Source organism: Aeromonas sp. SE22, assembly GCF_038739755.1.
In the GTDB taxonomy this organism is placed as follows: Bacteria; Pseudomonadota; Gammaproteobacteria; order Enterobacterales; family Aeromonadaceae; genus Aeromonas; species Aeromonas jandaei.
Map to the genome: position 1 here is coordinate 117263 of NZ_JBCGFD010000008.1, position 25839 is coordinate 143101.

Annotated in this window: 24 protein-coding genes; 13 read left to right on the forward strand and 11 right to left on the reverse strand. The window is 62.0% G+C overall.

Annotated features, from left to right (window positions below; all coding sequences use genetic code 11):
* Window positions 1–33: 33 nt before the first annotated feature.
* Window positions 34–942 (forward strand): bifunctional GNAT family N-acetyltransferase/hotdog fold thioesterase, encoded by a 909-nt coding sequence (locus tag AAHA39_RS13840; protein WP_320656286.1) that lies wholly within the window; start codon window positions 34–36, stop codon window positions 940–942.
* A gap of 56 nt (window positions 943–998) precedes the next feature.
* On the opposite strand, the gene AAHA39_RS13845 is transcribed toward AAHA39_RS13840, so the two are convergent.
* From AAHA39_RS13845 to gntU, 4 genes are all read right to left on the reverse strand, one after another.
* Window positions 999–3080, reverse strand: a complete 2082-nt coding sequence (locus tag AAHA39_RS13845; RefSeq protein ID WP_320656287.1) for an AsmA family protein — start codon at window positions 3078–3080, stop codon at window positions 999–1001.
* A gap of 58 nt (window positions 3081–3138) precedes the next feature.
* Window positions 3139–5208, reverse strand: a complete 2070-nt coding sequence (gene recG / locus AAHA39_RS13850) for an ATP-dependent DNA helicase RecG (RefSeq protein WP_320656288.1) — start codon at window positions 5206–5208, stop codon at window positions 3139–3141.
* Between the two features lie 189 nt (window positions 5209–5397).
* On the reverse strand, window positions 5398–6747 hold the full coding sequence (pssA, locus tag AAHA39_RS13855) for a CDP-diacylglycerol--serine O-phosphatidyltransferase (RefSeq protein WP_320656289.1): 1350 nt from the start codon (window positions 6745–6747) through the stop codon (window positions 5398–5400).
* A gap of 150 nt (window positions 6748–6897) precedes the next feature.
* Window positions 6898–8238, reverse strand: a complete 1341-nt coding sequence (gntU, locus tag AAHA39_RS13860; protein ID WP_320656290.1) for a gluconate transporter — start codon at window positions 8236–8238, stop codon at window positions 6898–6900.
* A gap of 245 nt (window positions 8239–8483) precedes the next feature.
* On the opposite strand from gntU, the gene AAHA39_RS13865 reads away from it, so the two are divergent.
* The 4 genes from AAHA39_RS13865 (at window position 8484) to AAHA39_RS13880 (ending at window position 12270) form a co-directional block, all read left to right on the forward strand.
* Window positions 8484–8993 carry a gluconokinase gene (locus AAHA39_RS13865; protein ID WP_033115607.1) on the forward strand — a complete coding sequence of 170 codons (510 nt, stop codon included), beginning with the start codon at window positions 8484–8486 and terminating at the stop codon, window positions 8991–8993.
* Window positions 8990–10786, forward strand: a complete 1797-nt coding sequence (gene edd / locus AAHA39_RS13870) for a phosphogluconate dehydratase (protein ID WP_320656291.1) — start codon at window positions 8990–8992, stop codon at window positions 10784–10786. The genes AAHA39_RS13865 and edd overlap by 4 nt, the downstream gene beginning before the upstream one ends.
* 9 nt (window positions 10787–10795) lie before the next feature.
* Complete coding sequence (locus AAHA39_RS13875; RefSeq protein ID WP_215806220.1) at window positions 10796–11437, forward strand: bifunctional 4-hydroxy-2-oxoglutarate aldolase/2-dehydro-3-deoxy-phosphogluconate aldolase; 642 nt, start codon at window positions 10796–10798, stop codon at window positions 11435–11437.
* Between the two features lie 140 nt (window positions 11438–11577).
* Window positions 11578–12270, forward strand: a complete 693-nt coding sequence (locus AAHA39_RS13880; protein ID WP_320656292.1) for a helix-turn-helix domain-containing protein — start codon at window positions 11578–11580, stop codon at window positions 12268–12270.
* Here the strand turns inward: AAHA39_RS13880 and AAHA39_RS13885 are convergent.
* Together AAHA39_RS13885 and AAHA39_RS13890 are read right to left on the reverse strand one after the other, a co-directional pair.
* Window positions 12259–12648, reverse strand: coding sequence for a nuclear transport factor 2 family protein (locus tag AAHA39_RS13885; protein WP_209297708.1), 390 nt, complete (start codon window positions 12646–12648; stop codon window positions 12259–12261). The genes AAHA39_RS13880 and AAHA39_RS13885 overlap by 12 nt on opposite strands.
* Before the next feature lie 113 nt (window positions 12649–12761).
* Entirely contained in the window at window positions 12762–13769 is a 1008-nt protein-coding gene (locus AAHA39_RS13890) for a substrate-binding domain-containing protein (RefSeq protein ID WP_182926841.1), read from the reverse strand.
* An 88-nt stretch (window positions 13770–13857) separates the two neighbouring features.
* Between AAHA39_RS13890 and AAHA39_RS13895 the strand changes: the two genes are divergently transcribed.
* Window positions 13858–14508, forward strand: coding sequence for a Qnr family pentapeptide repeat protein (locus tag AAHA39_RS13895; RefSeq protein WP_156854296.1), 651 nt, complete (start codon window positions 13858–13860; stop codon window positions 14506–14508).
* A 112-nt stretch (window positions 14509–14620) separates the two neighbouring features.
* Here the strand turns inward: AAHA39_RS13895 and envC are convergent, their stop codons facing one another.
* Window positions 14621–15949 (reverse strand): murein hydrolase activator EnvC, encoded by a 1329-nt coding sequence (gene envC, locus AAHA39_RS13900; RefSeq protein WP_320656293.1) that lies wholly within the window; start codon window positions 15947–15949, stop codon window positions 14621–14623.
* 9 nt (window positions 15950–15958) lie between these two features.
* Window positions 15959–17488, reverse strand: coding sequence for a 2,3-bisphosphoglycerate-independent phosphoglycerate mutase (gpmM, locus tag AAHA39_RS13905; protein WP_043850650.1), 1530 nt, complete (start codon window positions 17486–17488; stop codon window positions 15959–15961).
* Window positions 17489–17732: 244 nt separating this feature from the next.
* On the opposite strand from gpmM, the gene AAHA39_RS13910 reads away from it, so the two are divergent.
* Genes AAHA39_RS13910 through gpsA form a run of 3 tightly spaced genes read left to right on the forward strand, consistent with a single transcriptional unit; the run spans window position 17733 to window position 19701 of the window.
* The gene (locus AAHA39_RS13910; RefSeq protein ID WP_033115600.1) at window positions 17733–18164 is read left to right on the forward strand and encodes a rhodanese-like domain-containing protein; all 432 of its coding nucleotides are present in this window, start codon (window positions 17733–17735) and stop codon (window positions 18162–18164) included.
* 59 nt (window positions 18165–18223) lie between these two features.
* Window positions 18224–18694: a protein-export chaperone SecB gene (gene secB / locus AAHA39_RS13915; RefSeq protein ID WP_033115599.1), complete on the forward strand. Its 471-nt coding sequence runs from the start codon at window positions 18224–18226 to the stop codon at window positions 18692–18694.
* Window positions 18695–18696: 2 nt separating this feature from the next.
* On the forward strand, window positions 18697–19701 hold the full coding sequence (gpsA, locus tag AAHA39_RS13920; RefSeq protein ID WP_041209718.1) for an NAD(P)H-dependent glycerol-3-phosphate dehydrogenase: 1005 nt from the start codon (window positions 18697–18699) through the stop codon (window positions 19699–19701).
* A 71-nt stretch (window positions 19702–19772) separates the two neighbouring features.
* On the opposite strand, the gene nfuA is transcribed toward gpsA, so the two are convergent.
* On the reverse strand, window positions 19773–20351 hold the full coding sequence (gene nfuA / locus AAHA39_RS13925) for a Fe-S biogenesis protein NfuA (RefSeq protein ID WP_033115597.1): 579 nt from the start codon (window positions 20349–20351) through the stop codon (window positions 19773–19775).
* A gap of 80 nt (window positions 20352–20431) precedes the next feature.
* Window positions 20432–21157, reverse strand: coding sequence for a ComF family protein (locus AAHA39_RS13930; RefSeq protein WP_320656294.1), 726 nt, complete (start codon window positions 21155–21157; stop codon window positions 20432–20434).
* 38 nt (window positions 21158–21195) lie between these two features.
* Between AAHA39_RS13930 and bioH the strand changes: the two genes are divergently transcribed.
* The 4 genes from bioH (at window position 21196) to AAHA39_RS13950 (ending at window position 23407) form a co-directional block, all read left to right on the forward strand.
* Window positions 21196–21960: a pimeloyl-ACP methyl ester esterase BioH gene (bioH, locus tag AAHA39_RS13935; protein WP_320656295.1), complete on the forward strand. Its 765-nt coding sequence runs from the start codon at window positions 21196–21198 to the stop codon at window positions 21958–21960.
* Window positions 21961–22031: 71 nt separating this feature from the next.
* Window positions 22032–22265: a flagellar hook protein FlgE gene (locus AAHA39_RS13940; RefSeq protein WP_043850655.1), complete on the forward strand. Its 234-nt coding sequence runs from the start codon at window positions 22032–22034 to the stop codon at window positions 22263–22265.
* 1 nt (window position 22266) lies between these two features.
* Window positions 22267–23043: a putative metalloprotease CJM1_0395 family protein gene (locus AAHA39_RS13945; protein ID WP_320656296.1), complete on the forward strand. Its 777-nt coding sequence runs from the start codon at window positions 22267–22269 to the stop codon at window positions 23041–23043.
* An 85-nt stretch (window positions 23044–23128) separates the two neighbouring features.
* Complete coding sequence (locus AAHA39_RS13950) at window positions 23129–23407, forward strand: hypothetical protein (RefSeq protein ID WP_033115592.1); 279 nt, start codon at window positions 23129–23131, stop codon at window positions 23405–23407.
* A 57-nt stretch (window positions 23408–23464) separates the two neighbouring features.
* Here the strand turns inward: AAHA39_RS13950 and AAHA39_RS13955 are convergent, their stop codons facing one another.
* Window positions 23465–25768: a Tex family protein gene (locus tag AAHA39_RS13955; RefSeq protein WP_320656297.1), complete on the reverse strand. Its 2304-nt coding sequence runs from the start codon at window positions 25766–25768 to the stop codon at window positions 23465–23467.
* Window positions 25769–25839: the final 71 nt, after the last annotated feature.

Here is a 25839-nt window from a genome sequence, read left to right on the forward strand (position 1 = left end):
GGTTTCCGACCAGTGTAACTCAAGGATCGATCTATGTACCGGGTGGTCACCCCCCAAACGGCAGCCGAGCTAGATGCCTATTACCAGTTGCGCTGGGAACTTCTGCGTAAGCCCTTCAATCTGCCCGTCGGTTCCGAGCGGGACGAATACGACACCGTTGCCATTCACCGGCTGATGCTGGCCCCTGATGGCACCCCCATCGCGGTGGGGCGCCTCTTTATCGGCGGCGATGAGGCGCAGATCCGCTTTATGGCGCTGCGTCCCGAATATCGCGGCCAGGGGCTGGGCGCCAAAATGGTGGAGGATCTCGAGCAGCTGGCCCGCAGCGAGAAGGTGAAACGACTGGTGATGAACGCCCGTCAGGAGGCGGTGGAGTTCTATCGCAAGTGCGGTTTTCTCGAAGTGGGGGGCGGCCCCGTCTCCTTCGGCCGCATTCCCCATCGCCAGATGATCAAATCCCTGAGCCCGTTGCAGACTATTCAGTACCGCCCGGAGTGGTGTCAGGATCTCACCACCCGCTGGTCGCGCGGGGTGCCCATCAGCGAGAAGATGGGGATGCACATCAGCCACTACGATGGTCAGACCTTCCACCTCAAGGCCAATCTGGCGGCCAACCTCAACGTGCATGGCAGCATGTTTGCCGGCAGTGTCTACAGCCAGTGCGTGCTGGCGGGCTGGGGGCTGATCTGGCTGCAACTTAAAGAGGAGGGGCTGGTGGGCGAACCTGTGCTGGCCGAGAGCACCATCAAATATCATGGCCCGGTCGATGAGGAGCCGGAGGCGCGGGTGGCCCGCGAGGGGATGCCCGCCGTGCTGCAGCCGCTCAAACGGGGCGAGCCTGCCACCTTCAGCCTCAATATCCAGCTGTTCAGCGGCAGCAAGCTGGCGGCGGAGTTCCTCGGTCACTACGTGGTGCAGCCGGTCAAGCGGCCGGGCCATTAACGGCAGCGCGCTTCGCCACAAAACAAACAAGGCCTCATTATGAGGCCTTGTTTGTTTTACCCTTGCTGACTGTTGGTCGCTTGCTCGGCTTGGGCTTTTGGCGCAGGAGCCGGTCGCCAGAGCGGCGCACTGTTGCCCTGTGGCGGGTAGCGCACCCCGGTCTCCCAGCCGCAGCCATCCGGCTTCTGCTTGAAATCCCAGCTCAGAGTGGGCGTGGTGAGCGGGCCGCGCCACTGGCCGATCAGCTCGGCGCAGCGGTTGCCGTTGAGCACTCCCAGATCGAGTTGCCACTGCTCCTTGACCAGATCGAGGCCGCCCTGCGCACCCAGCAGGTGAGTGATGGTGGAGGCGCCAGCCTGTTCGAGCTGTAGCTGCCCCTTGTCGATCTTGCCCTGCAGCCTGACGCGGTAGAAGGGGGTATCGCCACCCTGCATCGCCTGCCACAGCTGATCCGGATTGAGCGCCGGCGCCGTTGCCTGCTTGAACCACTGATCCAGCAGCGGGTCTATCTTCACCTTGTCCCAGAAGGGTTCGTTGGCGTCGAGGGCGAAACTGCCCTGCAGGGTGCTGCGCCACTCGCCCGGTGCGCTGCCGTGTTCCGCCTGCAGGTCGGCACTCAGGTCTGCCTTGCCGGAGAAGGAGACTGGAGAGCCGAACATCTTGCCCCACTGCTCCAGATCGAGCTTGGTCGCCTTCAACTGCAGGGTGCTGCTCTGGCCCGGTTCGCGTGCCCACTGGCCGCTCATGCTGAGGCTGCCCTCATCCGGCAGCGAGCTGGTGAGCTTGCCCAGTTGCCAGGAGCTGGGGGTCAGCTCGCCATCCAGTTCACCGTTGCGGGCGCTGAGGCCATCCCACACCAGCTCGAACCACTTGCTCTCGATGCGGGCACGGCCAAGCAGCGGGCCGGGCTGATTGCCACGCAGGGCGAGATCGCTCAGGTAGAGCTGCCAGCCGGTCAGCGACAGAGGAATGGAATCGTCGAAGGAGAGCACCTTGAGCTTGTCGAACGCCAGCTTGCGGATATCCACCTGCTGCGGGCGCCAGCCCTGCCAATCCTGCCACCACCCCTGCGGCAGGCTGATATCCATGCCGCTCAGCACCACGTCTTTCAGGGTCAGCTTCTGCTGTTGGGTATCGAGGGAGAGCTCGACATTGAACTCCCCTTCATAGGCTTTGCCCTGCAGTTCGCCGTCGAGCTGCTGGGGCGAGAAGGCGAGCTTGCCCTTGATCCCCTCCAGCTGGAACAGGCCGCGCCCCATGTCGCCCAGCGTGCCCGCCAGATAGCCGCTCGGCTGGCTGCCAGCCTGCCAGTTGAAGGCGGTGAGCTGGCCACTGAAGTTGTTGAAGGAGAGCTCCTGCTCGATTGAGTTGATGCTCACCTGATCGAACTGGCCGCGATCCAGCGACACCTGCCGCAGCGGGAATTGGTGTTGTGCCAGATCCCCCAGTTCGATCCGCATGCCGCGCGCCTTGAGATCGTGCAGTTCGAGGGTTCGTGCCGGCCAGTCGAGCACCATGCCGCTCTCCAGCAGGCCGTCAAACAGGTTGGTCACCAGCTTGTCGCTGCGCAGTACCTCTCCCTCCAGCCGCCCTTTCAGGCTGAGACGGGCGAAGGTGAACTGCGGTGTCTCCAGCTGGCCTATGTTGAGGGTCAGGTTGGCCTGTGGCTGGCGTTTCGGATCGATCAGATCCCAGTCGCTCAGGGTGGCGTTGAGACCGCGCAGGGTCAGCCCGTCGCTCTCAAGGCTCAGCCGGTCTATGGTGCTGTCACCGATGGAGAGGGAGTGCACCGGCAGGCTGGGCAGCTGGTTGGGCAGCGGCAGCTTGATGGCGGGGCGAATGAGGTCGAGATGGGCGATCCGCACATCGCGGCTCAGCCAGTCGATGCTCTCTATCTCCAGATAGATCTTGTCGAGGGAGACTGCATCGCCGTAGCGCACCTGCTCCGCCAGCAGGGTGTAGGGGTGGAGCGGGTTGAATACCAGTCGCCCTATGGTGACCGGTACGCCGGTCTGCTGGCTGATCCAGCTGGCGATGGGGCCTTTGGCTCGCTCGGCGTCGAACAGGCCGAGGGCAACCCAGACAAAGAGCAGCAGGAAGGCAAAGGTGTAGAGCAGGCCGCGTAGCCAGGAATTCATAAGTGCTTTCCTCCTGTATTGGTTGAGTGATCAGGCGTTGGCAGCGTGATTCCGCAGGTCAGGCATTGGAATAGTGATCCCGTAGGCCAAGCCAGCGTCGTATCAAGGGTTCGACATGACTCGGATGCCTATCCATAAGGAAGCGCGCCATCTTCTGTACCTGCGGAATAAGCGGTTGATCCCGCACCAGATCGGCGATCTTGAGATCGGCCAGACCGGTCTGGCGGGTGCCGAGCAGTTCCCCCGGGCCGCGCAGTTCCAGATCGCGCTGGGCGATGAGGAAGCCGTCGTTGGTCTCACGCAGCACCCCGAGCCGGCTCTGGGCCGTTTTGGACAAGGGGGCATGATAGAGCAGCACGCAGTGCGAGGCTACCGCCCCGCGTCCGACCCGACCGCGCAGCTGGTGCAGCTGCGCCAGCCCGAGCCGTTCCGGGTTCTCGATGATCATCAGGCTGGCGTTGGGCACATCCACCCCCACCTCGATGACGGTGGTGGCGACCAGCAGTTGCAGTATGCCTGCCTTGAACTCCTCCATCACCCGCTGTTTCTCGACCGGGCGCATCCGGCCGTGCACCAGCCCGATATGCAGGCCGGGCAGCAGGTTCTGCAGCTCGGCGGCGGTATCCTCGGCAGCCTGACACTCCAGCACCTCCGACTCCTCGATCAGGGTGCAGACCCAGTAGGCCTGCTTGCCCTCGGTGCAGGCGAGCTTGACCCGCTCGATCACATCGCCGCGACGGCTGTCGGGCAGCGCGACTGTGGTGATGGGGGTTCGGCCCGGCGGCAGTTCGTCGATGACCGAGGTGTCGAGGTCGGCATAGGCGGTCATCGCCAGGGTGCGGGGGATGGGGGTGGCGGTCATGATGAGCTGATGGGGATGCAACCCTTCCCGCTCCCCTTTCTCGCGCAGGGCGAGGCGCTGATGTACCCCGAATCTGTGTTGTTCATCGATGATGACCAGCGCCAGACGCTGGAACACCACCTGCTCCTGAAAGATGGCGTGGGTGCCCACCACCATCTTGACGCTGCCATCGGCGATGGCGGCCAGCGCCTCTTCCCGCGCCTTGCCTTTCTGCTTGCCGGCCAGCCAGCCGACTCCGATGCCGAGCGGCTCCAGCCATTTGGCGAAGTTGATGGCGTGCTGTTCCGCCAGCAGCTCGGTCGGCGCCATCAAGCCCACCTGACAGCCGTTGCCGATGGCCTGTAGGGCGGCCAGCGCTGCGACCAGGGTCTTGCCGGAGCCTACGTCACCCTGCACCAGCCGCATCATGGGGTGGCTCTGTTGCAGATCCTTGCTTATCTCGGCCACCACCCGGCTCTGGGCACCGGTGGGCTTGAACGGCAGGGCGCCGAGCAGCTGTTCGACCAGCGCGGGCGCAGGTTTGAGGGCGCGGGCCAGCTGGGTTTGTGCCTGAGCGCGCACCTTTAGTACCGAGAGGTTGTGAGCCAGCAGCTCCTCCAGTACCAGCCGCTGCTGGGCCGGATGTTGACCGCTTTCCAGCAGCGGCAGCGCCACCGAGGGGGGCGGACGGTGCAGCAGTTTCAGGGCTGCGGCCAGCTCAATCTGGTGGGGATAGAGGCCGGCGGGCAGCAGCTCCTCGACGCCATAGAGGTCGAGCTGGGCCAGCGCCTGATCGGTGAGGTTGCGCAGGGTGAGCTGGCGCAGCCCTTCAGTAGTCGGGTAGACGGGGGTGAGCGCCTCTTCGGCCTGACCGGCTTGCTCCTCGCCGAGCAGCTTGTACTCGGGGTGGGCCATCTCCAGCCCGTATTTGCCGGGGCGTACCTCGCCAAAGCAGCGGATCAGGCGACCTGTCGCCAGACTGTTCTTCTGGGCGGCGGTGAAGTTGAAGAAGCGCAGGGTGAGGGTACCGGTGCCGTCGCTGATACGGCAGACCAGCATGCGACGACGCCCCATCACCAGCTGAGTGTCCTGGATCTCCCCCTCAACGGCGCCGTGCAGGCCGGGCGGCAGATCGCCAATGGGCCACACCTGGGTGCGGTCCTCGTAGCGCAGGGGGAGGTGGAACAGCAGGTCCTGTACCGTGGCCAGTCCCAGCCGCTCGAGCTTCTCCTGCATCTTGCTGCCGACACCCTTGAGGCTGTCGAGAGGAATTTTATCCAATTTCATCAATTAGATGCCCGAAAACACTGTAAATATGTCCAGATGATAGGGGTTGTTGAGGGGCCGATGCAAGCCGAGTTGCTGCTGGTTGGGTCGCCAACGCGGGGGAGATGGCGGATATAACAAAGGCCTGCCGAAAACGGAAGGCCTTGGTCTGATTGCCGTTGGGCTGGGTGGGCGCTGTGCGCGCCGGGGTCAGATGATCCGCTTGAGCAGCAGATGAGCCTTGACCCGGTGGATCCGTCCCAGCAGCTTGCGCACCTGCTCCGGGTAGTCGTGGATCTGCTCTACCTGATCGAAGTGGCTGATCCGCTTGGTGTTGGCCAGAATGTTCTCCCGCTCGGCATTGAACTGGGGACGCAGGTGATGGCGACGATCGTGCACCAGCAGGCCGTTCTCCAGATCCAGCGCCCAGGCGCGCGGGTTGAGGTTGTTGCCGGTGAGCAGGGCCCACTCGTCATCCACGAAGATCCCCTTGAGATGGTAGGAGTTGCGCTCGCAACACCAGAGCATCAGGTTGAGACGACCATCATCGATGTGATGCTGGTTGCGCTCGGCAAACTTGCGCAGGTTGGTCTCGTAGAGATAGGGCAGGCCGCCGATGGTGGAGAACTTCTCCTCCGGCGGGATGAAGAAGTCGTTGGCGGTCTTGTCGCCCACCACAATCGTTACCTTGCAGCCGCGCTGAAGCAGATCCTCGATATCCTTGCTCAACTCCTTGGGCGGGTTGAAGTAAGGGGTACAGATGAAGATCTCCCGCTCGGTGGAGCGCACCAGATTGCGGATCATCTGGTTGAGCTGGTTGTTGCGCTTGCCCAGACCCGCCATCGGGGTGATGGCCACCTCCTGGGTGTTGACCGGCATGGTGGCGAAGCGGTACTGCCCCTGACGCAGACTCAGCTTGAAGCGGCGGATCGGCCCCTTCAGCTGTTTGGCGCTGGGCACGTCGCTGCGATCCAGTCGCTGCACCGCGTCGCTCTTCACGAACAGGTCATCCACGTAGTTGACCATGCTGCGGGCCAGCTCCGGGCTGATGATCTGGTGATAGCGGTCGAAGCGGTAGCGATCCTGCTGGTGCAGGTAGATGTCGTTGAGGCTGGCACCGGAGTAGAGCACCGCATCGTCAAAGATGAAGCCCTTGAGGTGCAACACGCCGAGCAGCTCGCGCCCCTTGACCGGAACGCCGTAGATTTCGATCTTGTGCTCGTAGCGGGCTGCCATCTCCTGATACATCAGGTGGTTGCCACCCTGCTTGCCCTTGCCGATCAGGCCGCGCTGGGCACGGTGGAAGTCGACGAACACCTTGACGTCGAGAGCCGGGTTGCGCTGCTTGGCCTCGTAGAGGGCGGTGAGGATCTCGCGACCCGCGTCGTCATCCTGCAGATAGAGCGCGACCAGATAGATGCGCTGGGTAGCACTGGCAATGAGTGCAAGAATGCGGTGCTTGAAATCCTTGGCGCTGTAGAGCACTTCAAACTGGTCTGCCGCGACGGCGATCTGGGGCAGGCGTGTCAGCAGTTGTCGATAATGGGCCGATGAATGCATAGAGAGACCTGAAATCACGGGGTTAAGCGTTCCACTCGGAGCGATGAATAGGCGATTCTAGCAATCTCGCCCTCTCAGCCAAAGAAAGAATCGTCAGAAAGATGAAAAAGGCCTCACAAGTGAGGCCTTTTTTGTGCGTATCGACAGTGATCAGAGGAAGCTGTAAATGATCATCGCCATCACGCCGCCGGTGGTGCCGATGATGGTCTCCATCACGGTCCAGGTCTGCAGAGTCTGCTTTTCGGAGAGGCCGAGGTAGCGGTTGGCCAGCCAGAAACCGGAGTCGTTGACGTGGGAGAGCACGATGGCACCGCCGCCGATGGCGATGGTGACGGCAGCCAGCTGGGCACCGTTCAGGCCGAGCGGCTCCAGCATCGGCAGCACCAGACCACAGGCGGTCAGCATGGCGACGGTGGCAGAGCCCTGAATCACCCGCACCGCGGCGGCCAGAATGAAGGCCAGTGCGACGATGGGCAGACCGGAGTCGGCCAGCATGTTGCCAAGGGCGGCACCCACGCCGGAATCAACCAGCACCTGCTTGAAGACGCCACCGGCACCGGTAACCAGAATGATGACGCCCGCCGGCTGGATGGCGCTGTTGCAGACGTTCATCACCTCGTCACGGGACATGCCGCGGCGAATACCCAGCAGATAGAAAGCGGCCAGACATGCGACCATGATGGCGGTGAAGGGGTGACCGATGAACTCCAGCCAGTTGTGCAGGGTGGAGCCCGCCTCGACGAAGCGGCCGACGATGGTCTTGAGGCCGATCATCAGCAGCGGCAGGCCGATGAGACCCATGGCCAGCCCGAAGGAGGGCAGGGATTTGCTGTCATCGTGCACGCTGTTCTGGGCATCGGCAGGCAGCGGCACATCGACGATCTTGCTGATGAAGTCACCGAACAGCGGGCCAGCCAGGATCAGCGCCGGTACGGCGGCGATCAGGCCGAACAGGATCATGTAGCCGAAGTCGGCACCCAGCTGGGAAGCGACCAGGATCGGGCCCGGCGCCGGAATAAGGAAGGCCTGACAGGTGGCGATACCGGCCAGCAGGGCGATACCGATCTTCACCACGCTGCCGCCGCCACGACGGACGATGGCGAAGGCGACACCGATCAGCAGCACCACGGCCACGTCAAAGAAGAGCGGCAGGGCGCAGACAAAGCCGGTCAGGGCCATGGCCCAGTTGGCGCGCTTGACGCCGAACTTGCCGAGCAGGGTGTGAGCCACCCGGTCGAGAGCGCCGGTCACTTCCATCACCTTGCCAAACATGGCGCCCAGCGCCACCACCACGGCAACGAAGCCGAGGGTGCCGCCCATCCCTTTCTGGATGGTGGCGGCGATGTCGGCCGGGTTCATGCCGGCGGCAAGACCGGCCACCATGGAGACCAGAATGAGGGAGACGACGGCGTGCAGACGAGCCTTCATCACCAGGAAGAGCAGCAGCACAATCGAGCCGGCGGCCGTCATGATCAGGGAGAGGTCAGACATTGTTATGCGTTCCTTAATCCAAGTTCGGTAGTGACACCCTGTCGATCCGTCGACAAACCATATCTTTATGATTTATTTAGATTTATGGCAAGGGCTCAACATCATATGCCCAGGTGACTATGGGTTTGCTCAGTCTGTGGCAGACTTCACATTTTTAATCGTTACCGGTAACATGTTACCGGTAACGTGTTAGATTAGAACCCATCAACAGCTGGTTTTTTGAAAAGTGGGACAGAGGTCAAATTATGGCGGGTAAGTGCATTATCGTGATGGGTGTATGTGGCAGCGGTAAATCCAGCGTGGGCCTCAAGGTGGCAGAAGCGCTGGGCGCCAAGTTCATCGATGGTGATGATCTCCACCCCAAGGCCAACATCCAGAAGATGGCTGGCGGCAACCCCCTCAACGATGAGGATCGCGCCCCCTGGCTGGAGCGGATCCGTGACGCCGCCTACAGTCTCGAGCAGAAGAACGAGACCGGCATCATCGTCTGTTCCGCCCTCAAGAAGCAGTATCGCGACCAGATCCGTGAAGGCAACGAGTCGGTCAGCTTCATCTTCCTCGACGGCAGCCAACCGCTGATCCTCGAGCGGATGCGTGCCCGCAAGGGCCACTTCATGCGCGAAAGCATGGTACAAAGTCAGTTCGATACTCTGGAGCGCCCGGATGGCGAAGCCGGTGTATTCCACATCGATATCGACGGCACCTTCGAACAGGTGGTTGACCGCGCCGTCACAGCATTGGAGCAAGCCCAATGATTCATAAGGTAATTTCCGACGTCACTGCCCGCATCCGCGAGCGCAGTGCCGCCCGTCGTCAGGCCTTTATGGCCCGCATCCAGCGTCAGGCCGAGCAGGGCAAGACCCGCGCCGCACTGGCCTGTGGCAACCTGGCCCACGCCGTGGCCGCCTGCAGCAGTGACGAGAAGGGGCGCATTCTCGACATGACCCGTGCCAACGTCGGCATCGTCACCGCCTACAACGACATGCTGAGCGCCCATCAGCCCTATCAGGGCTATCCGGATATCATCAAGGGCGCGCTGGCCGAACTTGGCCACAGTGCTCAGGTTGCTGGCGGCGTGCCCGCCATGTGCGACGGGGTGACTCAGGGTCAGCCGGGAATGGACATGTCCCTCTTCTCCCGCGACCTGATCGCTCAGGCAACCGCGCTGTCGCTCTCTCACAACACTTTCGATGCTACCCTGCTGCTCGGCATCTGCGACAAGATCGCCCCGGGCCAGATCATGGGGGCCCTCTCCCACGCCCACCTGCCGACGGCGTTTGTTCCTGCCGGCCCGATGGCAAGCGGCATCAGCAATGACGAGAAGGTGAAGGTACGCCAGCAGTACGCTGCCGGTGAAGTGGGCCGCGACGCCCTGCTGCAGATGGAGTGCGGCGCCTACCATGCGGCGGGCACCTGCACCTTCTACGGCACAGCCAACACCAATCAGCTGGTGTTCGAGGCCATGGGCCTGATGCTGCCGGGCTCTGCCTTCGTCCACCCGCACAGCGAGCTGCGCCATGCCCTGACCATTGAGGCGGCCCGCCGCATCAGCGCCATGATCCCGGGTTCCCCGGCCTATCGCCCGCTGAGCGAAGTGCTGGATGAGCGCTCGCTGGTTAACGGTCTGGTGGCCCTGCTCGCCTCCGGCGGCAGCACCAACCACAGCATCCACATGGTGGCGCTGGCCCGCGCGGCCGGTCTGGTGCTGACCTGGGATGACATCAGCGATCTCTCCGACGTGGTGCCGCTCTTGGTTCGCATGTACCCGAACGGCCCGGCCGACGTCAACGCCTTCGAACAGGCGGGCGGCGTGCCCGGCCTGATGCGCCGTCTGGCGCAAGAAGGGCTGATCCACATGGACGCCACTCCAGTCTTTGGCGAGATGCAGGATTACCTCAGCCGTCCGGCACTGGTCGATGGCCAGCTGGTATGGCAGCCGGTGGGTGAGAGCTGCGATGCGAGCGTGCTGTCGCCTTCCGGTAGCCGATTCCAGGCCACTGGCGGCACCAAGCTGCTGGCGGGCAATCTGGGCCGCGCCGTGGTCAAGGTCTCCGCCGTGGCTCCCGAGTATCGGGTGATTGAAGCGCCGGCGCGGGTCTTCTCCTCCCAGCATGCGGTGGAAGCGGCCTACAAGGCGGGCGATCTCAATCAGGATGCCGTGATCGTGGTGCGCCACAATGGCCCGGCTGCCAACGGCATGCCGGAGCTGCACAAGCTGATGCCGGTGCTCGGCAACCTGCAGAAGGCGGGTTACAAGGTGGCGCTGGTCACCGATGGCCGTCTCTCCGGTGCCTCCGGCAAGATCCCGGCTGCCATCCACGTCACTCCGGAAGCGCTGCACGGCGGGGCCATCGGCCTGCTGGCCGATGGCGACCTGCTGCGGGTTGACGCGGTAAACGGCAGCCTAGATTGCCTGACCGATTTGAGTGGCCGTACCCAGGCCGAGATTGACCTCACTCTGGAACAAGAGGGGTGGGGCCGTGAACTGTTCAGCGTGATGCGTCGCGCGGTATCGAGCGCCGAGTGTGGCGCCACCATCTTTGACTAAGGAAGAGCTATGCAGAACTGGAAAGTGACCCCGGCCGAGGTGTTTGCCGCCTCCCCGCTGGTACCCGTGATGGTTATCAACGAGCTGGATCAGGCCCTGCCGATGGCCAAGGCGCTGCTCGACGGCGGCATCTCTGTCTTCGAAATCACCCTGCGCACCCCGGTGGCGCTCGATGCCATCGCCCTCATCGCCAAGGCGATGCCGGATGCCATGGTCGGTGCCGGTACCGTGCTCAACTGCGAGCAGTTTGACGCCGCCGTCGCCGCCGGTGCCCGCTTCGTCATCTCTCCGGGGATGACCCCGGCCCTGCTGGCCCACGCCGTCAAGAGTACTGCACCGCTGATCCCGGGTGTGGCTACTCCGTCTGAAGTGATGCAGGCACTGGAAGCGGGCTACGACCACCTGAAGTTCTTCCCGGCCGAAGCGAACGGCGGCACCAAGGCGCTCTCCGCCATTGCCGCGCCGCTGCCCCAGGTGAAGTTCTGCCCGACCGGCGGTATCGGCCCGAAAAACGTGGCCGACTATCTGGCACTCAAGTGCGTGGCCACCGTCGGCGGCTCCTGGATGCTGCCGGCCGATGCGGTCAAGAGCGGCAACTGGGAAGAGGTGACTCGCCTCTCCCGCGAAGCGGTTGAATTGGTTAAACGCTAAGCGCAAGTCGTGTAGATAAATCGAACAGGCCACCCTCGGGTGGCCTGCTTCTTTTGGCCATTCTGACGGCGGAAAAGCCATTTACAGGGTGCCGTCTGCTCCCTTATGGTCGTGGTCGGTTTCTTATCCGGCTGGCCGACATGTCTTTTCTTCATCGCTCCTGCCCGCAAGGGTACTTCACCCCGCTGCACTGCCATCCGCAGGCCCAGTATTGCTACATGCACGACGGTGGCGGCGTTATCACCGGCGGTGCTGCCAGCGAGCTGCTGGTTGCCGGCCAGCTCTGCTTTATTCCGGCGGGCTGGGAGCATGAATTTCGCGTGCTGCGCCACTCTCGCCTCTCGCTTGTCTATACCCCATCGTCCGTATCAGCCCCTTTTGGCCTGCGCCAGGTGACACCGCTGCTGGCCGGCCTCTTTACCCGCCTCGGCGAGCTGGAGGAGGGGGCCGAGCGGGAGGCCTATCTGACGGTGATTGGCCACGAGTTGGCGCGAGCTGCTCCGCAAGCGGCCCAGCCTGCGCTGGCGGCCAACCTCGACCCGCGCCTGCTGCGGGTGCTGGAGCGCTTCTGTCAGGCTCCCTCCATCAACACCATGCTTGCCGAGCTGGCCGTGGATTGCGGCGCCTCGCTGCGTACCCTCAACCGGCTTTTCGTCCAGCAGCTGGGTTGTACCTTCCGCCAGTGGCGCGAGCAGGTGGTGATGGGGCGGGCCTGCCAGTTGCAGTATCAGGGGTTCACATCGGAGCAGATTGCCGACCTGCTCGGTTACGAAGATCCTGCCGCCTTCTCCCGCGCGCTCCAGCGCTTCGCCCGGCGCGACTCAGCGTCGTGAACCTATGTCGGCATCCTGCTCGCTGCCGCTCAGCAGGCAGGTCACCTCGTCGGTCTGGCAGATCTTGCCGTCGCGAAAGGTGAAGAGACCGCTCACCTTGCAGACCAGTGGGGCGCCATCGTGGCGGGTGGCTCGTACCACATGGGTCGAGTGCACCCTGTCCCCTTGTGCGATGGTGGCGACAAACTCGATGGTGGCTTCGGCCAGATGATCTCTGAGCGTCGCAATGTGCTGGCGAAAGGCGGCGTAGTCGAGTTGCTCGCCGTTCACCTGCTGGCAGTAATCCGGGGTGAACCACTGGTCGAGCTCGGCCAGGGTAAAGCGGGGATTGCAGACAACGCGCTGCAGGCAGGCTTGCAATCGTTCGGTGTTGTTCATCTTCTGCTCCTGACATGTGGCTGGAATGCCGGGCCAGCATAGAGCAGAGGATGGCGAGAAGTGGTGGCCAGATGCGCCATCATGACCGGCCAACGCGCCATGATGGCAAGGGATCAGCCGAGGCTTTCCCCCTCATAGAGGGTGAAGCCCATATCCTTGCGGCTCTCGGCTGGCGGTTTGCCGCCGAGGCGGGCGAGCAGCATGGCGGCCGCTTCGCGGCCGATCTCTTCGCGGGGGGTGACGATACTGGCCAGCTTGGGGGTCATGGCGTGGCCGATGTCGAGGGCGTTGCTGCCGGCGATGGCAATCTGCTGCGGCACCGGGATCCAGCGGCTCTGGCACTGCAGCAGGGCGCCGACGGCCAGGTCATCGTTGGTGCAAAAGATGCCGTCGAGGTCGGGGTAGCGCGCCAGCGCCTGATCGAGCAGTTCTCCGCCGAGGGTAAAGGTGGAGGATTGCTCGGTCAGCAGGTGCTGGCCGGTGAGGCCGAAGTCCTGCATCGCCTGATAGTAGCCCTCCATCCGCAGCTGGGTCCGCACGTCGAGACGGGCGCCGAGATAGACCACCTGACGTCGGCCCCGGCGCAGCATCTCTGATACCATGGCCCGGGCGGCCGCCTTGTGATCCATACCTACCACCATGTCGATGGGGTCGGGGGGGAGATCCATGGTCTCCACCACCGGAATGCCGGCAGTGGCGATCATCTTGCGGGTACGCTCGGTGTGGCGGCTGTCGGAGAGGATCAGGCCATCCACGTTGTAGGAGAGCAGCGAGGCGATCTGCTCCTCCTCCCGTTCCGGGCTGTAGCCGTAGTGGGCGAGCAGGGTCTGGTAGCCCGCCGGTCGGGTCACCGCTTCGATGCCGTGGATCACCGCCGAGAAGACCTGGTTGGAGAGGGAGGGGATCAGGATACCGATCGCCCTGCTGGTCGCGTTGGAGAGAATGTCCGGCGCCCGGTTGGGGATATAGCCCAGCTCCTCCACCGCCGCGGCAATCCGTTCGCGGGTGCCCTCGGCCACAGTCTGCGGATCGCGCAGATAGCGGCTGACGGTCATCTTGGTGACCCCGGTCAGGTCGGCGATATCCTGCAGGGTGGGGCGGCGCTTGCGAGTGGGGCTCATGACGGTATCCAGGATGAATGTTACTTGTAACATTACCGTTTTTGGCGGCGAAAGTCAGCATATGAAACCGTAAAGAGGCAGATTTCCGATGGTAAAAGGCAAGCAGTTCGCACAGGTGCGTTTCACGCAGGATGAGGTGGAGGGGGAGTACTTCTCTGAGTGCCGTTTTATCGGCTGTGACTTCTCCTGGCTCGATCTGGGCGAGAGCCGCTTCGTCGATTGCAGCTTCTACGATCGGGAGAGCGAGCAGAGCTGTCTGATGCAGGGTTGCGATCTGCGTGAGGCGAGCTTTCTGCGCTGCGATCTCACCATGGTCGATTGCAGTCGCAGCCAGTGTCTGGGGCTGGAGTTGCGCGACTGTCAGGCGGTGGGCATCAACTTTGCCCATGCCAGCTTTGCCAACCGGATCACCGCCAAAAGCTACTTCTGCGAGGCGCACCTGACCGGCAACAACTTCAGCTATGCCAGTTTCGAAGGTTGCCTGCTGGAGAAGTGCGAGCTCAGTGGCAACCGCTGGCAGGGGGCCAATCTGTTCGGCGCCTCGCTGGCGGGGTCTGACCTCAGTGGTTCCGAGTTTGGCCAGATCGACTGGAGCAGCTTCAGCCTGCAGGGTTGCGACCTGCGCCAGTGCGATCTGCCGGGGCTGGATCTGCGCCGGATCGATCTGCAGGGGGTGATGATTAACGAGGATCAGCAGCAGACACTGCTGGAGCAGGTCGGTTTGATCGTCTTCCCCTGAGCTGACTGAAAAATATGTAATTTTCCACCAAAGAGGGGAGGAACCTCTTCCCCTTGAATGACAAAAGCCTGCGCAGGGCAGGCTTTTGGCTGATGTGGGCTGGTGCGCGACGTTACGAGCGCTTGCCCAGCCACTTGGTCGGGTTGATCGCCTCGCCCTGATAGCGGATCTCGAAGTAGAGGCCGGGCCTGTCCTGTCCGCCGCTGTCGCCGACCAGCGCCACCGGTTCGCCCTGTTCCACATTCTGGCCCACCTGACGCAGCAGCGACTGGTTGTGACCGTAGAGGCTCATGTAGCCGCTGCCGTGGTCGATCACCAGCAGCATACCGAAGCCGTCGAGCCAGTCGGCGTAGACCACCTGACCCGGGGCGACCGCCTTGACCTGGGTTCCTTCGCTGGCGCCGATCAGGGTGCCTTTCCACTTCAGTTCGGCGGTGCGCGGCGAGCCGTAGGCGATGAGGATCGGCCCCTGTACCGGCCAGCGCAGGCTGCCGTTGGTCTTGAGCCCGGTGTAGTGGCCGGCACTGCTGATGCCGGAACCGCGCTCCGGCTTGGTGCTGGCGACCTCCTGCTGGCTCGCCTGATCCTGACGCTGCTGCTCGGCACGGCGCTGCTCTGCCAGACGGCGCTGACGCTCCTGTTCCGCCTTCAGCTTGGCCAGCCGTTCCCGTTCGGCCCGTTCGCGGCGCTCCTGCTCTTCCCGCTTGCGACGCAGCTCTTCCAGTCGGGCCTTCAGCGCTTTCTCCGCCTTGACCAGCTGGGTCAGCTTCTGTTCGTCATCCTCGACCGACTGCTGCAGCTGGTTGCGCACCTTGGCCCGGCTCTGCTGGCTGGCCAGCAGGGTCTGGTGGTGCTCCTGCTGTTCACTCAGCAGGGCCTGCAGCTTGCTTTCGGTCTCTCTGGTGGCTTGCTGGTTTTTCGCCAGCTTGTCGCGGGTGGCACGCAGCGCCTCGATGGCTTCGATGCGCGCCTTGTTGAGGTAGTCGTAGTAGTCGAGGGAGCGGCTCAGTTTGGCCGGATCCTGCTGATTGAGCAGCAGTTTGAGGTAATCGTGACTGCCGGCGGTGAAGGCGCTCTCCGCCTGCTTGGCCAGCAGTTGCTTCTGATGTTTGGCTTGTTGCTCCAGCGCCAGCTTGTCTTTTTGCAGATTGGCCAGCTTCTGCTGGTTCTGCTTGAGCTGTTGCCTGGTCTCATCAAGCTTGGCGGCAGCGGCCGAGATGGCCTGCTCGTCAGCTTTGAGCTGGGCGTTGAGCTTGGCCAGCTCCTGCTTGCTGAGCTTGATGGTCTGCTGTTGTTCCTTGATCTGGGACTGCATGGCGCCCAGCTGCTGATTGGCGGCCAAAACCGGTTTGCTGGCGCCAAACGACAGGCAAAAAAACAGCGCGCCGGCCAACAGGCCGACGCGACTGGTTTTTGGTGAAATAACTTCGCATCCCCGCATGGGGAAGGATTATTTCAGAATCATCAGGGGCTTGCCAGTCATTTCCGGCGGCACCGGCAGACCCATCAGGGTCAGCATGGTGGGGGCCAGATCGGACAGTTTGCCACCCTCGGCAACCTCGGCTTTACGACCGAAGTAGATGAGCGGAACCGGCAGATTGGTGTGGGCGGTGTGAGCCTGACCAGTCTCTTCATCCATCATCTTCTCGGCGTTGCCGTGGTCGGCAGTGATCAGGCACTCGCCACCCACTTCGGCCAGGGCGTCGGTAACGCGACCGATGCAGTGGTCAACGGCTTCACAGGCTTTGACGGCGGCATCGAACACACCGGTGTGACCAACCATGTCGCCATTCGGGTAGTTACAGATGATGACGTCGTACTTGCCGCTCTTGATGGCTGCAACCAGCTTGTCGGTCAGCTCTTCGGAGCTCATCTCCGGCTGCAGGTCATAGGTAGCCACTTTCGGGCTGGCGACGATTTCGCGATCTTCGCCAGTGAAGCAGGCCTCTTCGCCACCGTTGAAGAAGAAGGTGACGTGAGCGTACTTCTCGGTTTCGGAGATGCGCAGCTGGGTTTTGCCCTGCTTGGCCAGCCACTCACCCAGGGTATTGACCAGAGCGGTCGGCGGGTAGGCACAGGCGGTTTTGATGTCGGCCGCGTATTCGGTCAGCATCACGAAGTTCAGTTTCGGCTGGGCAGCACGGGCGAAGCCGGTGAAGTCGCTGTCAACGAAGGCACGGGTGATTTCACGGGCGCGGTCGGCACGGAAGTTCATGAAAATCAAAGCATCGCCGTCAACCATCGGGGCAGCTTCACCGATACGGGTGGCCTTGACGAACTCGTCGTTCTCGTCGCGAGCATAGGCGGCAGCCAGTGCTTCGGTGGCGCTTTCAGCGGTGAACTCGCCCTTGCCCTGGGTCATCAGGTCATAGGCTTGCTGCACGCGATCCCAGCGGTTGTCGCGGTCCATGGCGTAGTAACGGCCGATCATGGAGGCGAAACGGCCCTTGCCCAGCTTGGCAAACAGGGCGTCGAACAGCTCGATGGAGGACTGGGCGGAGCGCGGCGGTACGTCACGACCATCCAGGAAGGCGTGGAAGTAGATCTTCTCGGCGCCACGCTTGGCGGCCATCTCGATCATGCCCATGATGTGCTCTTCGTGGCTGTGTACGCCACCCGGAGACATCAGACCCATGATGTGAACGGCTTTGCCGTTGCTCACGGCAGCGTCAACAGCCTTGGCCAGCTCCACGTTCTCGAAGAAGGGGCCGTCCTGAATGTCTTTGGAGATGCGGGTCAGCTCCTGATAGACGATGCGACCGGCACCGATGTTGACGTGGCCCACTTCGGAGTTGCCCATCTGGCCATCCGGCAGACCGACGTCCAGGCCGGAGCCGGAGATCAGGGTGCTGGTGTAGTCACGGGCCAGACGATCGAGGTTGGGAGTCTTGGCGGCAGCGACGGCGTTGAACTCCTGCTTGGTGCTGTAGCCCCAACCGTCCATGATGACCAGAACCAAAGGTTTCTTAGCTGTTGACATAAGACTATGTCCTCTCGGATTGGAAAAAATGCGGGAAATGAAACTAGCGTAATATTACTACATCTGCCGAAATAGTCACCTGATAGCCAAGGGCGACCCCCTCGGCTCCGCACAGCGCCGTTTCAGGGGCGCAACATACCGAATCGTGATGGGAGCCTGCTCGCGCTTTCCCGCCAAGATGGCTGATCTTGGCTATTCCCCCATGTATACTCGGGCCCTTGTCTTGATCCCTGGATAGTAGAAGATGCAAGAGTATTTGGATTTCGCGGCTCGCAACCCGCTGCTGACCGCAGCCTGGTTCGGCCTGGCAGGCACTCTGGTTTACACCACTGTGCGTGCCCGTTTTTCTCCGGTAAAAACCGTCAACAACCACACCGCGACCCTGCTGATCAACCGTGAAAACGCCACCGTGGTGGATATTCGCAGTCAGGAAGAGTACGCCAAGGGCCATCTGGCCGGTGCCCAGCACCTGCCCCTCACCCAGATCCAGAGCAATAACCTGGGCCCGGTTGAAAAGCATAAAGATGCCCCCATCATAGTGGTGTGCGAGTCGGGAATGACTGCGGGCGGCGCGGGCCGTCAGCTGAGCAAGGCCGGATTCCAGCAGGTATATGTGCTCGGCGGTGGCATGGCCCAGTGGCGTGCAGAAAATCTGCCGGTCACCAAGAAGCGCTGATTAACGCTGATTCAAGCAGGGCCTGTGCCCACTTATCCATATAAAAGGAAGCAAACGAAATGGCTGACGAGATCAACAACCAGGAAGTACAACCGGAATTCCACATCCAGCGTGTCTACACCAAGGATGTCTCTTTCGAAGCGCCCAACACCCCGCACATCTTCCAGAAAGAGTGGCAGCCGGACGTCAAGCTGGACATGGACACCAAGACCAACATCCTGGCTGACAGCGTCTACGAAGTGGTGCTGACCCTGACCGTCACCTGCAAGCTGGAAACCGAAACTGCCTTCCTGTGCGAAGTTCAGCAAGCCGGTATCTTCACCATCGGCAACCTGCCGGAGCCGCAACTGGCCCACTGCCTGGCTGCCTTCTGCCCGAACATCCTGTTCCCGTATGCCCGCGAAGCCGTGGCCAACATGGTGAGCAAGGGTTCCTTCCCGCAGCTGAACCTGGCACCGGTCAACTTCGATGCCCTGTTTGCCCAGCACATGGCGCAAGCTCAGGCCCAGCAGGCGACTGCGGAAGCCTGATAATGGCTGACCAGATCGCTATCTCGGTCCTGGGGGCGGGGTCTTACGGCTCCGCCCTTGCCATTTCTCTGGCGCGCAACGGTCATCCGACCCTGCTGTGGGGTCATGACCCCGCCCATGTCGCCGAGCTGGAACAGGATCGCTGCAACAAGGCATTTTTGCCGGATGTCCCTTTTCCTGCCGATCTGCAGCTGACTGCGGATCTGCAACGTGCGGTACAGGCTGCCCCCGTGCTGCTGCTGGTCGTGCCGAGCCACGTATTCGGCCTGGTGCTGACTCAGGTCAAACCCTTCCTGCGCCCCGATACCCGTATCGCCTGGGCCACCAAGGGGTTGGAGCCTGACAGTGGCCGCCTGCTGCAGGATGTGGCCCGCGAGGTGCTGGGTGACGAGATGCCGCTGGCGGTCATCTCCGGCCCCACCTTCGCCAAGGAGCTGGCTGCCGGTATGCCGACCGCCATCTCGGTCGCCTCGACCCACGATGATTTCGCCGACGATCTCTCCCATCTGCTGCACTGTGGCCGCTCGTTCCGGGTCTATACCAATCCGGATTTCGTCGGTCTGCAACTGGGTGGGGCGGTGAAGAACGTCATCGCCATCGGTGCCGGCCTCTCCGACGGGTTGGGTTTTGGCGCCAACGCCAGAACCGCGCTCATCACCCGGGGTTTGGTGGAGATGCAGCGTCTGGGTGCCGCCCTTGGAGCCGATGCCAAAACCTTTATGGGGATGGCCGGGCTCGGGGATCTGGTGCTCACCTGTACCGACAACCAGTCGCGCAACCGTCGCTTCGGACTGGCGCTTGGCGCCGGTAAAGATGTCGACACTGCCATGACCGAGATCGGTCAGGTGGTGGAAGGGTATCGCAACACCAAGGAAGTGCATCTGCTGGCGGCGCGCTGCGGCGTCGAGATGCCCATCTGCGAACAGATCTTCAAGGTGCTCTATGAGGGGAAAAACCCGAAAGAGGCCGCCATCGCCCTGCTGTCGCGCGACAAGAAGGACGAGTAATCTGCCGATTGCCCATGCAAAAGGCCCCGCCGGATGGCGGGGCCTTTTCTTTGCGCCGCAAGGGCAACAAATCAGTAGTAGGAGTGGTCGCCGCGCTGGTGCTCGGTGGCGTCTTTGACACCCTTGAGTTCGCCCGGGAATTTCTCCAGCAGCTGCTTCTCGATACCCTCTTTCAGGGTGTAATCGACCATGGAGCAGCCGTTGCAACCGCCGCCAAACTGCAGAATGGCGTAGCCATCTTCAGTCAGCTCGGTCAGGGTCACCTTGCCGCCGTGACCGGCCAGCATGGGGTTAACCTCGGAGATGAGGGTGTACTCGATGCGCTCGATCAGCGGTGCATCGTCGGCAACCTTGCGCATTTTGGCGTTCGGCGCCTTCAGGGTGAGCTGGGAGCCCATCTGATCGGTCACGAAGTCGATGGTGGCATCCACCAGGAAGGGGGCGCTCAGGGGATCGACCATGCAGTCGAAACCGCTGAAAGGCAGGTGCTGATCTTCCGGATCCACGGCATCGGGTGGGCAATACGATACGCCACACTCGGCATTCTGGGTTCCCGGATTGACCACAAACACCCGGATATTGGTGCCATCAGGCTGTTTTTCCAGCAGTTTACGGAAATGGGCCTGGGCGGCGTCGGAAATGCTGATCATCACTATCCTCATAAACCTGAGTGTACGACTAGGGTATTCATGATAACGCGGTTAGCAAGGCTTGGGTAGCATGCCGATGGCTACTTGAGATGCCTCTGGGTGCGGCAGATGGCCCAGACCTCCACCTTTGTGACCCCGCTCTCATGAAGCAGACGGGCGAGCTGACCGGCGGTGGCGCCGGTGGTAACCACGTCATCAAGCAGGGCGATATGACGATAGTGGTGTGGTGCAATGTGAAATGCGCCGCGCAGATTGCGCCGTCGCTGGCCTGCGCTGAGTTTGGTCTGCTGTGGCGTCGCTCTGATCCTGCGCAGCAGCCGGTTATCGCAAGGAATTCCGGTTAGCTGGCTCAGGTGACTGGCGATCTCCTCCGCCTGGTTGAAGCCGCGCCACCATTGACGCCACCAGTGCAGAGGGACGGGAATAATCGTCTCCGGCAGGTCATCGCAATCGAGATGATCTGCCAGCAAACGGGCCAACAGGGGGGCCAATAGAATTTGCCCCGAATACTTCAGGCGCGGTATCAGGGCCGGGTAGGGTGGCTGATAGTCACCGATCACCTGTAGTCGCTCCCACGGCGGTGGCCTGCGCTGGCAGCGACCACATACTACCCCGGTCTGGATCTCTTCCGGCAGCGGGGCGGCGCAGAGTCGACAGCGCTGCTGTGGCTGATGCAAGGACTGTCGACACCAGCTGCATAGCAACGGTTCGTCATCACAAGGCTGCCGACAGAGCAGGCAGCTTCCCTGCCAGTCGGCGTGGCTGCCGAACAGTGGACTTGCTTTGGCAAGCAGGCGCTTTAACATGCTGACCCCAAGAGCATGAACAGGGATCTTGAGTCTAGATGAGCGTATCGGTAGAGCAGTTTGGTCAGGGACCCGATCTGGTGCTGTTGCACGGATGGGGTATGAACGGCGCAGTGTGGCACGGCATCGCCCAGCAGCTGGCGGTACATTACCGGGTTCATCTGGTGGATCTGCCCGGCTTTGGTAACAGCCCATTGGCCGAGGGGGTCGACTATAACCTGCCATGGCTGGCGGAGCAGGTCGCCACCGTGTTGCCAGAGAAGTGTCATCTGGTGGGGTGGTCCCTCGGAGGTCTGGTGGCGAGCCGGCTGGCGCTGACTCATCCCGAGCGTCTGCACTCCCTGATCACGGTAGCCAGCTCTCCCTGCTTTATGGCACGGGACGAGTGGCCCGGAATTGCCCCCAAGGTGCTGACCGGTTTCAACCAGATGCTGGCGGGGGATTTTCGCCAGACCATAGAGCGCTTTCTGGCGATCCAGGCGATGGGCAGCGAACATGCCCGGGACGATATCCGCCAGCTGCGCCACTGGCTTGCGGAACGACCTGCTCCCCAGTTCGCAGCACTGGAGGCGGGGCTCGGTTTGCTGGCTGATATTGATCTGCGCGATGACCTGGTATCCCTGGCGTTGCCCTGGCTGCGCATCTATGGTCGGCTGGATTCACTGGTGCCCAAAGCAGCCATTCCTCTGCTGGATGAACGCTATCCCGCTAGTCGAAGTGTCACCTTCAGCAAGGCCTCACATGCACCTTTTATTTCTCATCCTGACGAATTCATTGAAATCCTTCGAGATTTTGTTGGCTAAAAAATAGCCGCAAAGCTTCATTAATCCTCTGGTCTGGCGGATAATTAAGCTGTGATCAGAGGAGTAACGCCATGCGTATTGAATCCGCCTTTAACAGTGGCCTGCAGGGATTCCAGCGAGCCGAGCAGGTTGCCGATCGGGCATCCGGCCAGCTTGCCCGTCTCAACACGCCAAGCGGGGATCAGGTGCAAGTGCCGGACGAACTCGTCAACCTCAAGTCTGCCGAGCTGCAAGCCGGAGCTTCCGCCAAGGTGATGAAGACTGCCAGCGACATGATGGGAACCCTGATCGACATCCGGGTGTGAGATGAACATCAATGTCAGTCTACCCCCCCTTATTCCGACGCAGCTGCAACCTCAAGTGGAAGCGGCCCGGACGGATAATCGCCGGGCAGAACTGATCCCGCAGGCTCGCTCGAGCCAGGCCTCCATTGCCGAATCTGAAGTCGGCTCCCAGAAAGAGAAATCCAAAGCCGGTCAGGCGACCAACACCAACCCTGCCAACCAGAGCAGCCGGGAAGGTAACCAATCCACAGTGCAAAACCCCCTCGACCACCGTTTTGTCGAAGCGACGGGGGAGGATGGTCAGCGCAAGCAACAAGACCCGAATAATAAAGAGCAGGAGCAGCAAAGGAGGCACGAGCAACAGGTTCAGGATCTGGCCGATCGGGATCAGGAGGTGCGCACCCATGAACAGGCGCACCACTCTGCCGGCGGTAGCTATGCGGGAATGCCGACCTTCCAGTTCACTCAGGGGCCGGATGGCAAGCGCTATGCGACTGGTGGTGAAGTCCAGATAGACACCAGCGCAGTGCCCGGTGATCCTGCTGCCACCATCACCAAGATGCAGCAAATCCGTTCGGCAGCGCTGGCCCCTGCCGAGCCATCAGCTCAGGATCTGTCGGTCGCACGCAGTGCGGCTGCCAGTGAAGCCAAAGCACGCAAAGAGCTGATAGCCGAACGCAGCAATAGTACGGACGGGGTGCTGAGCGCTTACATGGACAAGCGCAATCAGGTGATCGCCAACCGCTATCAGCAGTCTGTGAGCCCGGCTGCAAACCAGTCACTTAGTCTGCGCATCTGACGCAGTGCCAGCAACTTTCGGCAGCACACCCAATTTTTGCAACTAACCTGAAGATCAGGCCCATCCTATTTTTACAGGAGCTGTCATGCATTTCGATGAAGTCAAACCGGAAGATTTCACTACCTTCTCCCGTGTACCGCCGGCCCATCTGCAGATGGAGCAATTTCTGATGCAGCTGGGTGGTGGTGGCACCGAGGGCACCAGTTTCAAGAAGAAAGTGATGCTTGCTGCAGGCTGGAGCCACACAGGGGTGGTCTCCTACGGCAAATACCCGCAGGAGGCCTGCAAGGCCTTCAACCGGCTGCGGGAAGTATTGGCAGCCCATCAGGAGGCTGACGCCATTCTGGCCGCACTGGCCCAATAACGCTGGGTAACTTTGACAAAAAAGCCCCTCGCGGGGCTTTTTGCATTTCTGGGGCGCTTATTTCTTCAGCTTGGAGAGGGCCGCAGCGAAGGCGTTGCCTATGGCTCCCTCGGTCGGAGCACTCTGCCGGGGCGCCTGTTTCGGCTTGGTGTTACCGGAGTGGCGCGGCTCGGCCGGTTTGCGTGCCGGCTGGCCAGCCTTTTCGTCAAGGCGCATGGTCAGGCTGATCCGCTTGCGCGGCACGTCCACCTCCAGCACCTTCACTCGCACTATGTCACCGGCCTTGACCACCTCGCGGGGATCCTTGACGAAGCGGTCCGTGAGGGAAGAGATGTGCACCAGGCCATCCTGATGGACGCCGATATCGACGAAGGCGCCAAAGTTGGTGACGTTGGTGACCACCCCTTCCAGCACCATCTCGGGCACCAGATCGCTGATTTTCTCCACCCCTTCCTTGAAGGTTGCGGTTTTGAACTCGGGGCGCGGGTCGCGGCCCGGCTTGTCCAGCTCGCCGATGATGTCGGTGACGGTGGGCACACCGAACTGCTCGTCGGTATAGTCGGCAGGCTTGAGAGTGCGCAGCAGGCTGCTGTTACCGAGCAGGCTATCCACGGTCTGTTCCAGCCTGGCGAGGATCCGCTCTACCACTGGGTAGGATTCCGGGTGTACCGCCGAGCCGTCCAGCGGGTTGCTGCCGCCACGAATGCGCAGGAAGCCGGCACACTGCTCGAACGCCTTGGGGCCGAGTCGGCTCACTTTCAGCAACTGCTGACGATTCTGGAAGGCGCCGTGTTCGTCACGATAGGCGACGATATTCTGGGCCAGGGTTTGGGAGAGGCCGGAAACCCGGTTGAGCAGGGCGACCGAAGCGGTGTTCACATCCACCCCGACCGCGTTTACGCAATCCTCGACCACGGCATCGAGTCGGCGGGCTAGCTGACTCTGGCCAACATCGTGCTGGTACTGACCCACACCTATGCTCTTGGGATCGATCTTGACCAGCTCGGCCAGCGGATCCTGCAGACGGCGGGCGATGGAGACAGCGCCGCGCAGGGAGACGTCGAGATCCGGGAACTCCAGAGAGGCTAGCTCGGAGGCGGAATAGACCGAGGCTCCCGCTTCGCTTACCACAATTTTCTGGGCCTTGGCGGCCGGATAGCGTTCGAACAGATCGCTCACCAGGCGGTCGGTCTCCCGCGAGGCGGTGCCGTTGCCAATGCTGATGAGTTCGACCTTGTGCTTCTGGCACAGCTCGCTCAGGGTCTTGAGGCTCTGGTCAATCTGGCGCTTGGGTTCGAACGGATAGATGGTTGCGGTATCGACCAGCTTGCCGGTGGCATCGACCACGGCCACCTTGACGCCGGTACGGATGCCGGGATCCAGCCCCATGGTGCAACGCATGCCGGCCGGAGCCGCCATCAGCAGATCCTTGAGGTTCATGGCAAATACCTTGATCGCCTCATCCTCTGCTGACTCGCGGATGCGACCGATCAGTTCGGTCTCCATCTGGAGCGATAGCTTGATCTTCCAAGTCCAGCTCACTACCCCTTGCAGCCACTTGTCGGCCGGGCGATTTTGCAGGTTGAGCTTGAGGTGATGGGCAATAATCCCTTCGCAAGGGCTGGCACCCTCATCGTCACCCGCGACCAGCGCCAGATTGAGCACACCCTCGTTGCGACCGCGCAGCATGGCCAGCACCCGGTGGGAGGGGGCCTTGTGCAGCGGCTCGTCGTGCTCGAAGTAGTCCTTGAACTTGGCCCCTTCCTGCTCTTTACCAGCCACCACGCGAGCGCGCAGGGTAGCGTTTTGCCACAGGTAGTCGCGCAGCTTCTCCAGCAGGTCGGCCTGCTCAGCAAAGCGCTCCATCAGGATGTAGCGGGCGCCATCGAGAGCCGCTTTGCTGTCGGTGATCCCCTGCTCGGCGTTGAGGAAGCGAACCGCCTCCTGTTCGGGCTCTTTCATCGGGTCGCTCAGCAGCAGGTCGGCCAGCGGTTCCAGCCCCGCCTCGATGGCCATCTGCCCCTTGGTGCGGCGTTTGGGTTTGTAGGGGAGATAGAGGTCTTCCAGTCGGGTCTTGCTGTCGGCTTCGTTCAGCTCGCGGGCCAGTTCGGGGGTCAGCTTGCCCTGCTCCTCGATGGATCGCAGGATCACCTGGCGGCGATCTGCCAGTTCGCGCAGGTAGCCGAGTCGGCTCTCCAGGGTACGCAGCTGGCTGTCGTCCAGACCGCCGGTCACCTCTTTGCGGTAACGGGCGATGAAGGGCACGGTCGCGCCTTCATCCAGCAGGCGTACAGCGGCTTCGACTTGTTGCGGGCGAGCATTGAGCTCGGCAGCGATCAGATGTTCGATGGTCTGTGTCATGGTTTCTGTTAAGAACCTCTGTGGTCGGGTCTGGCTCAATGGCGCCAAGTGCCAGCACTATAGGGCGCGCA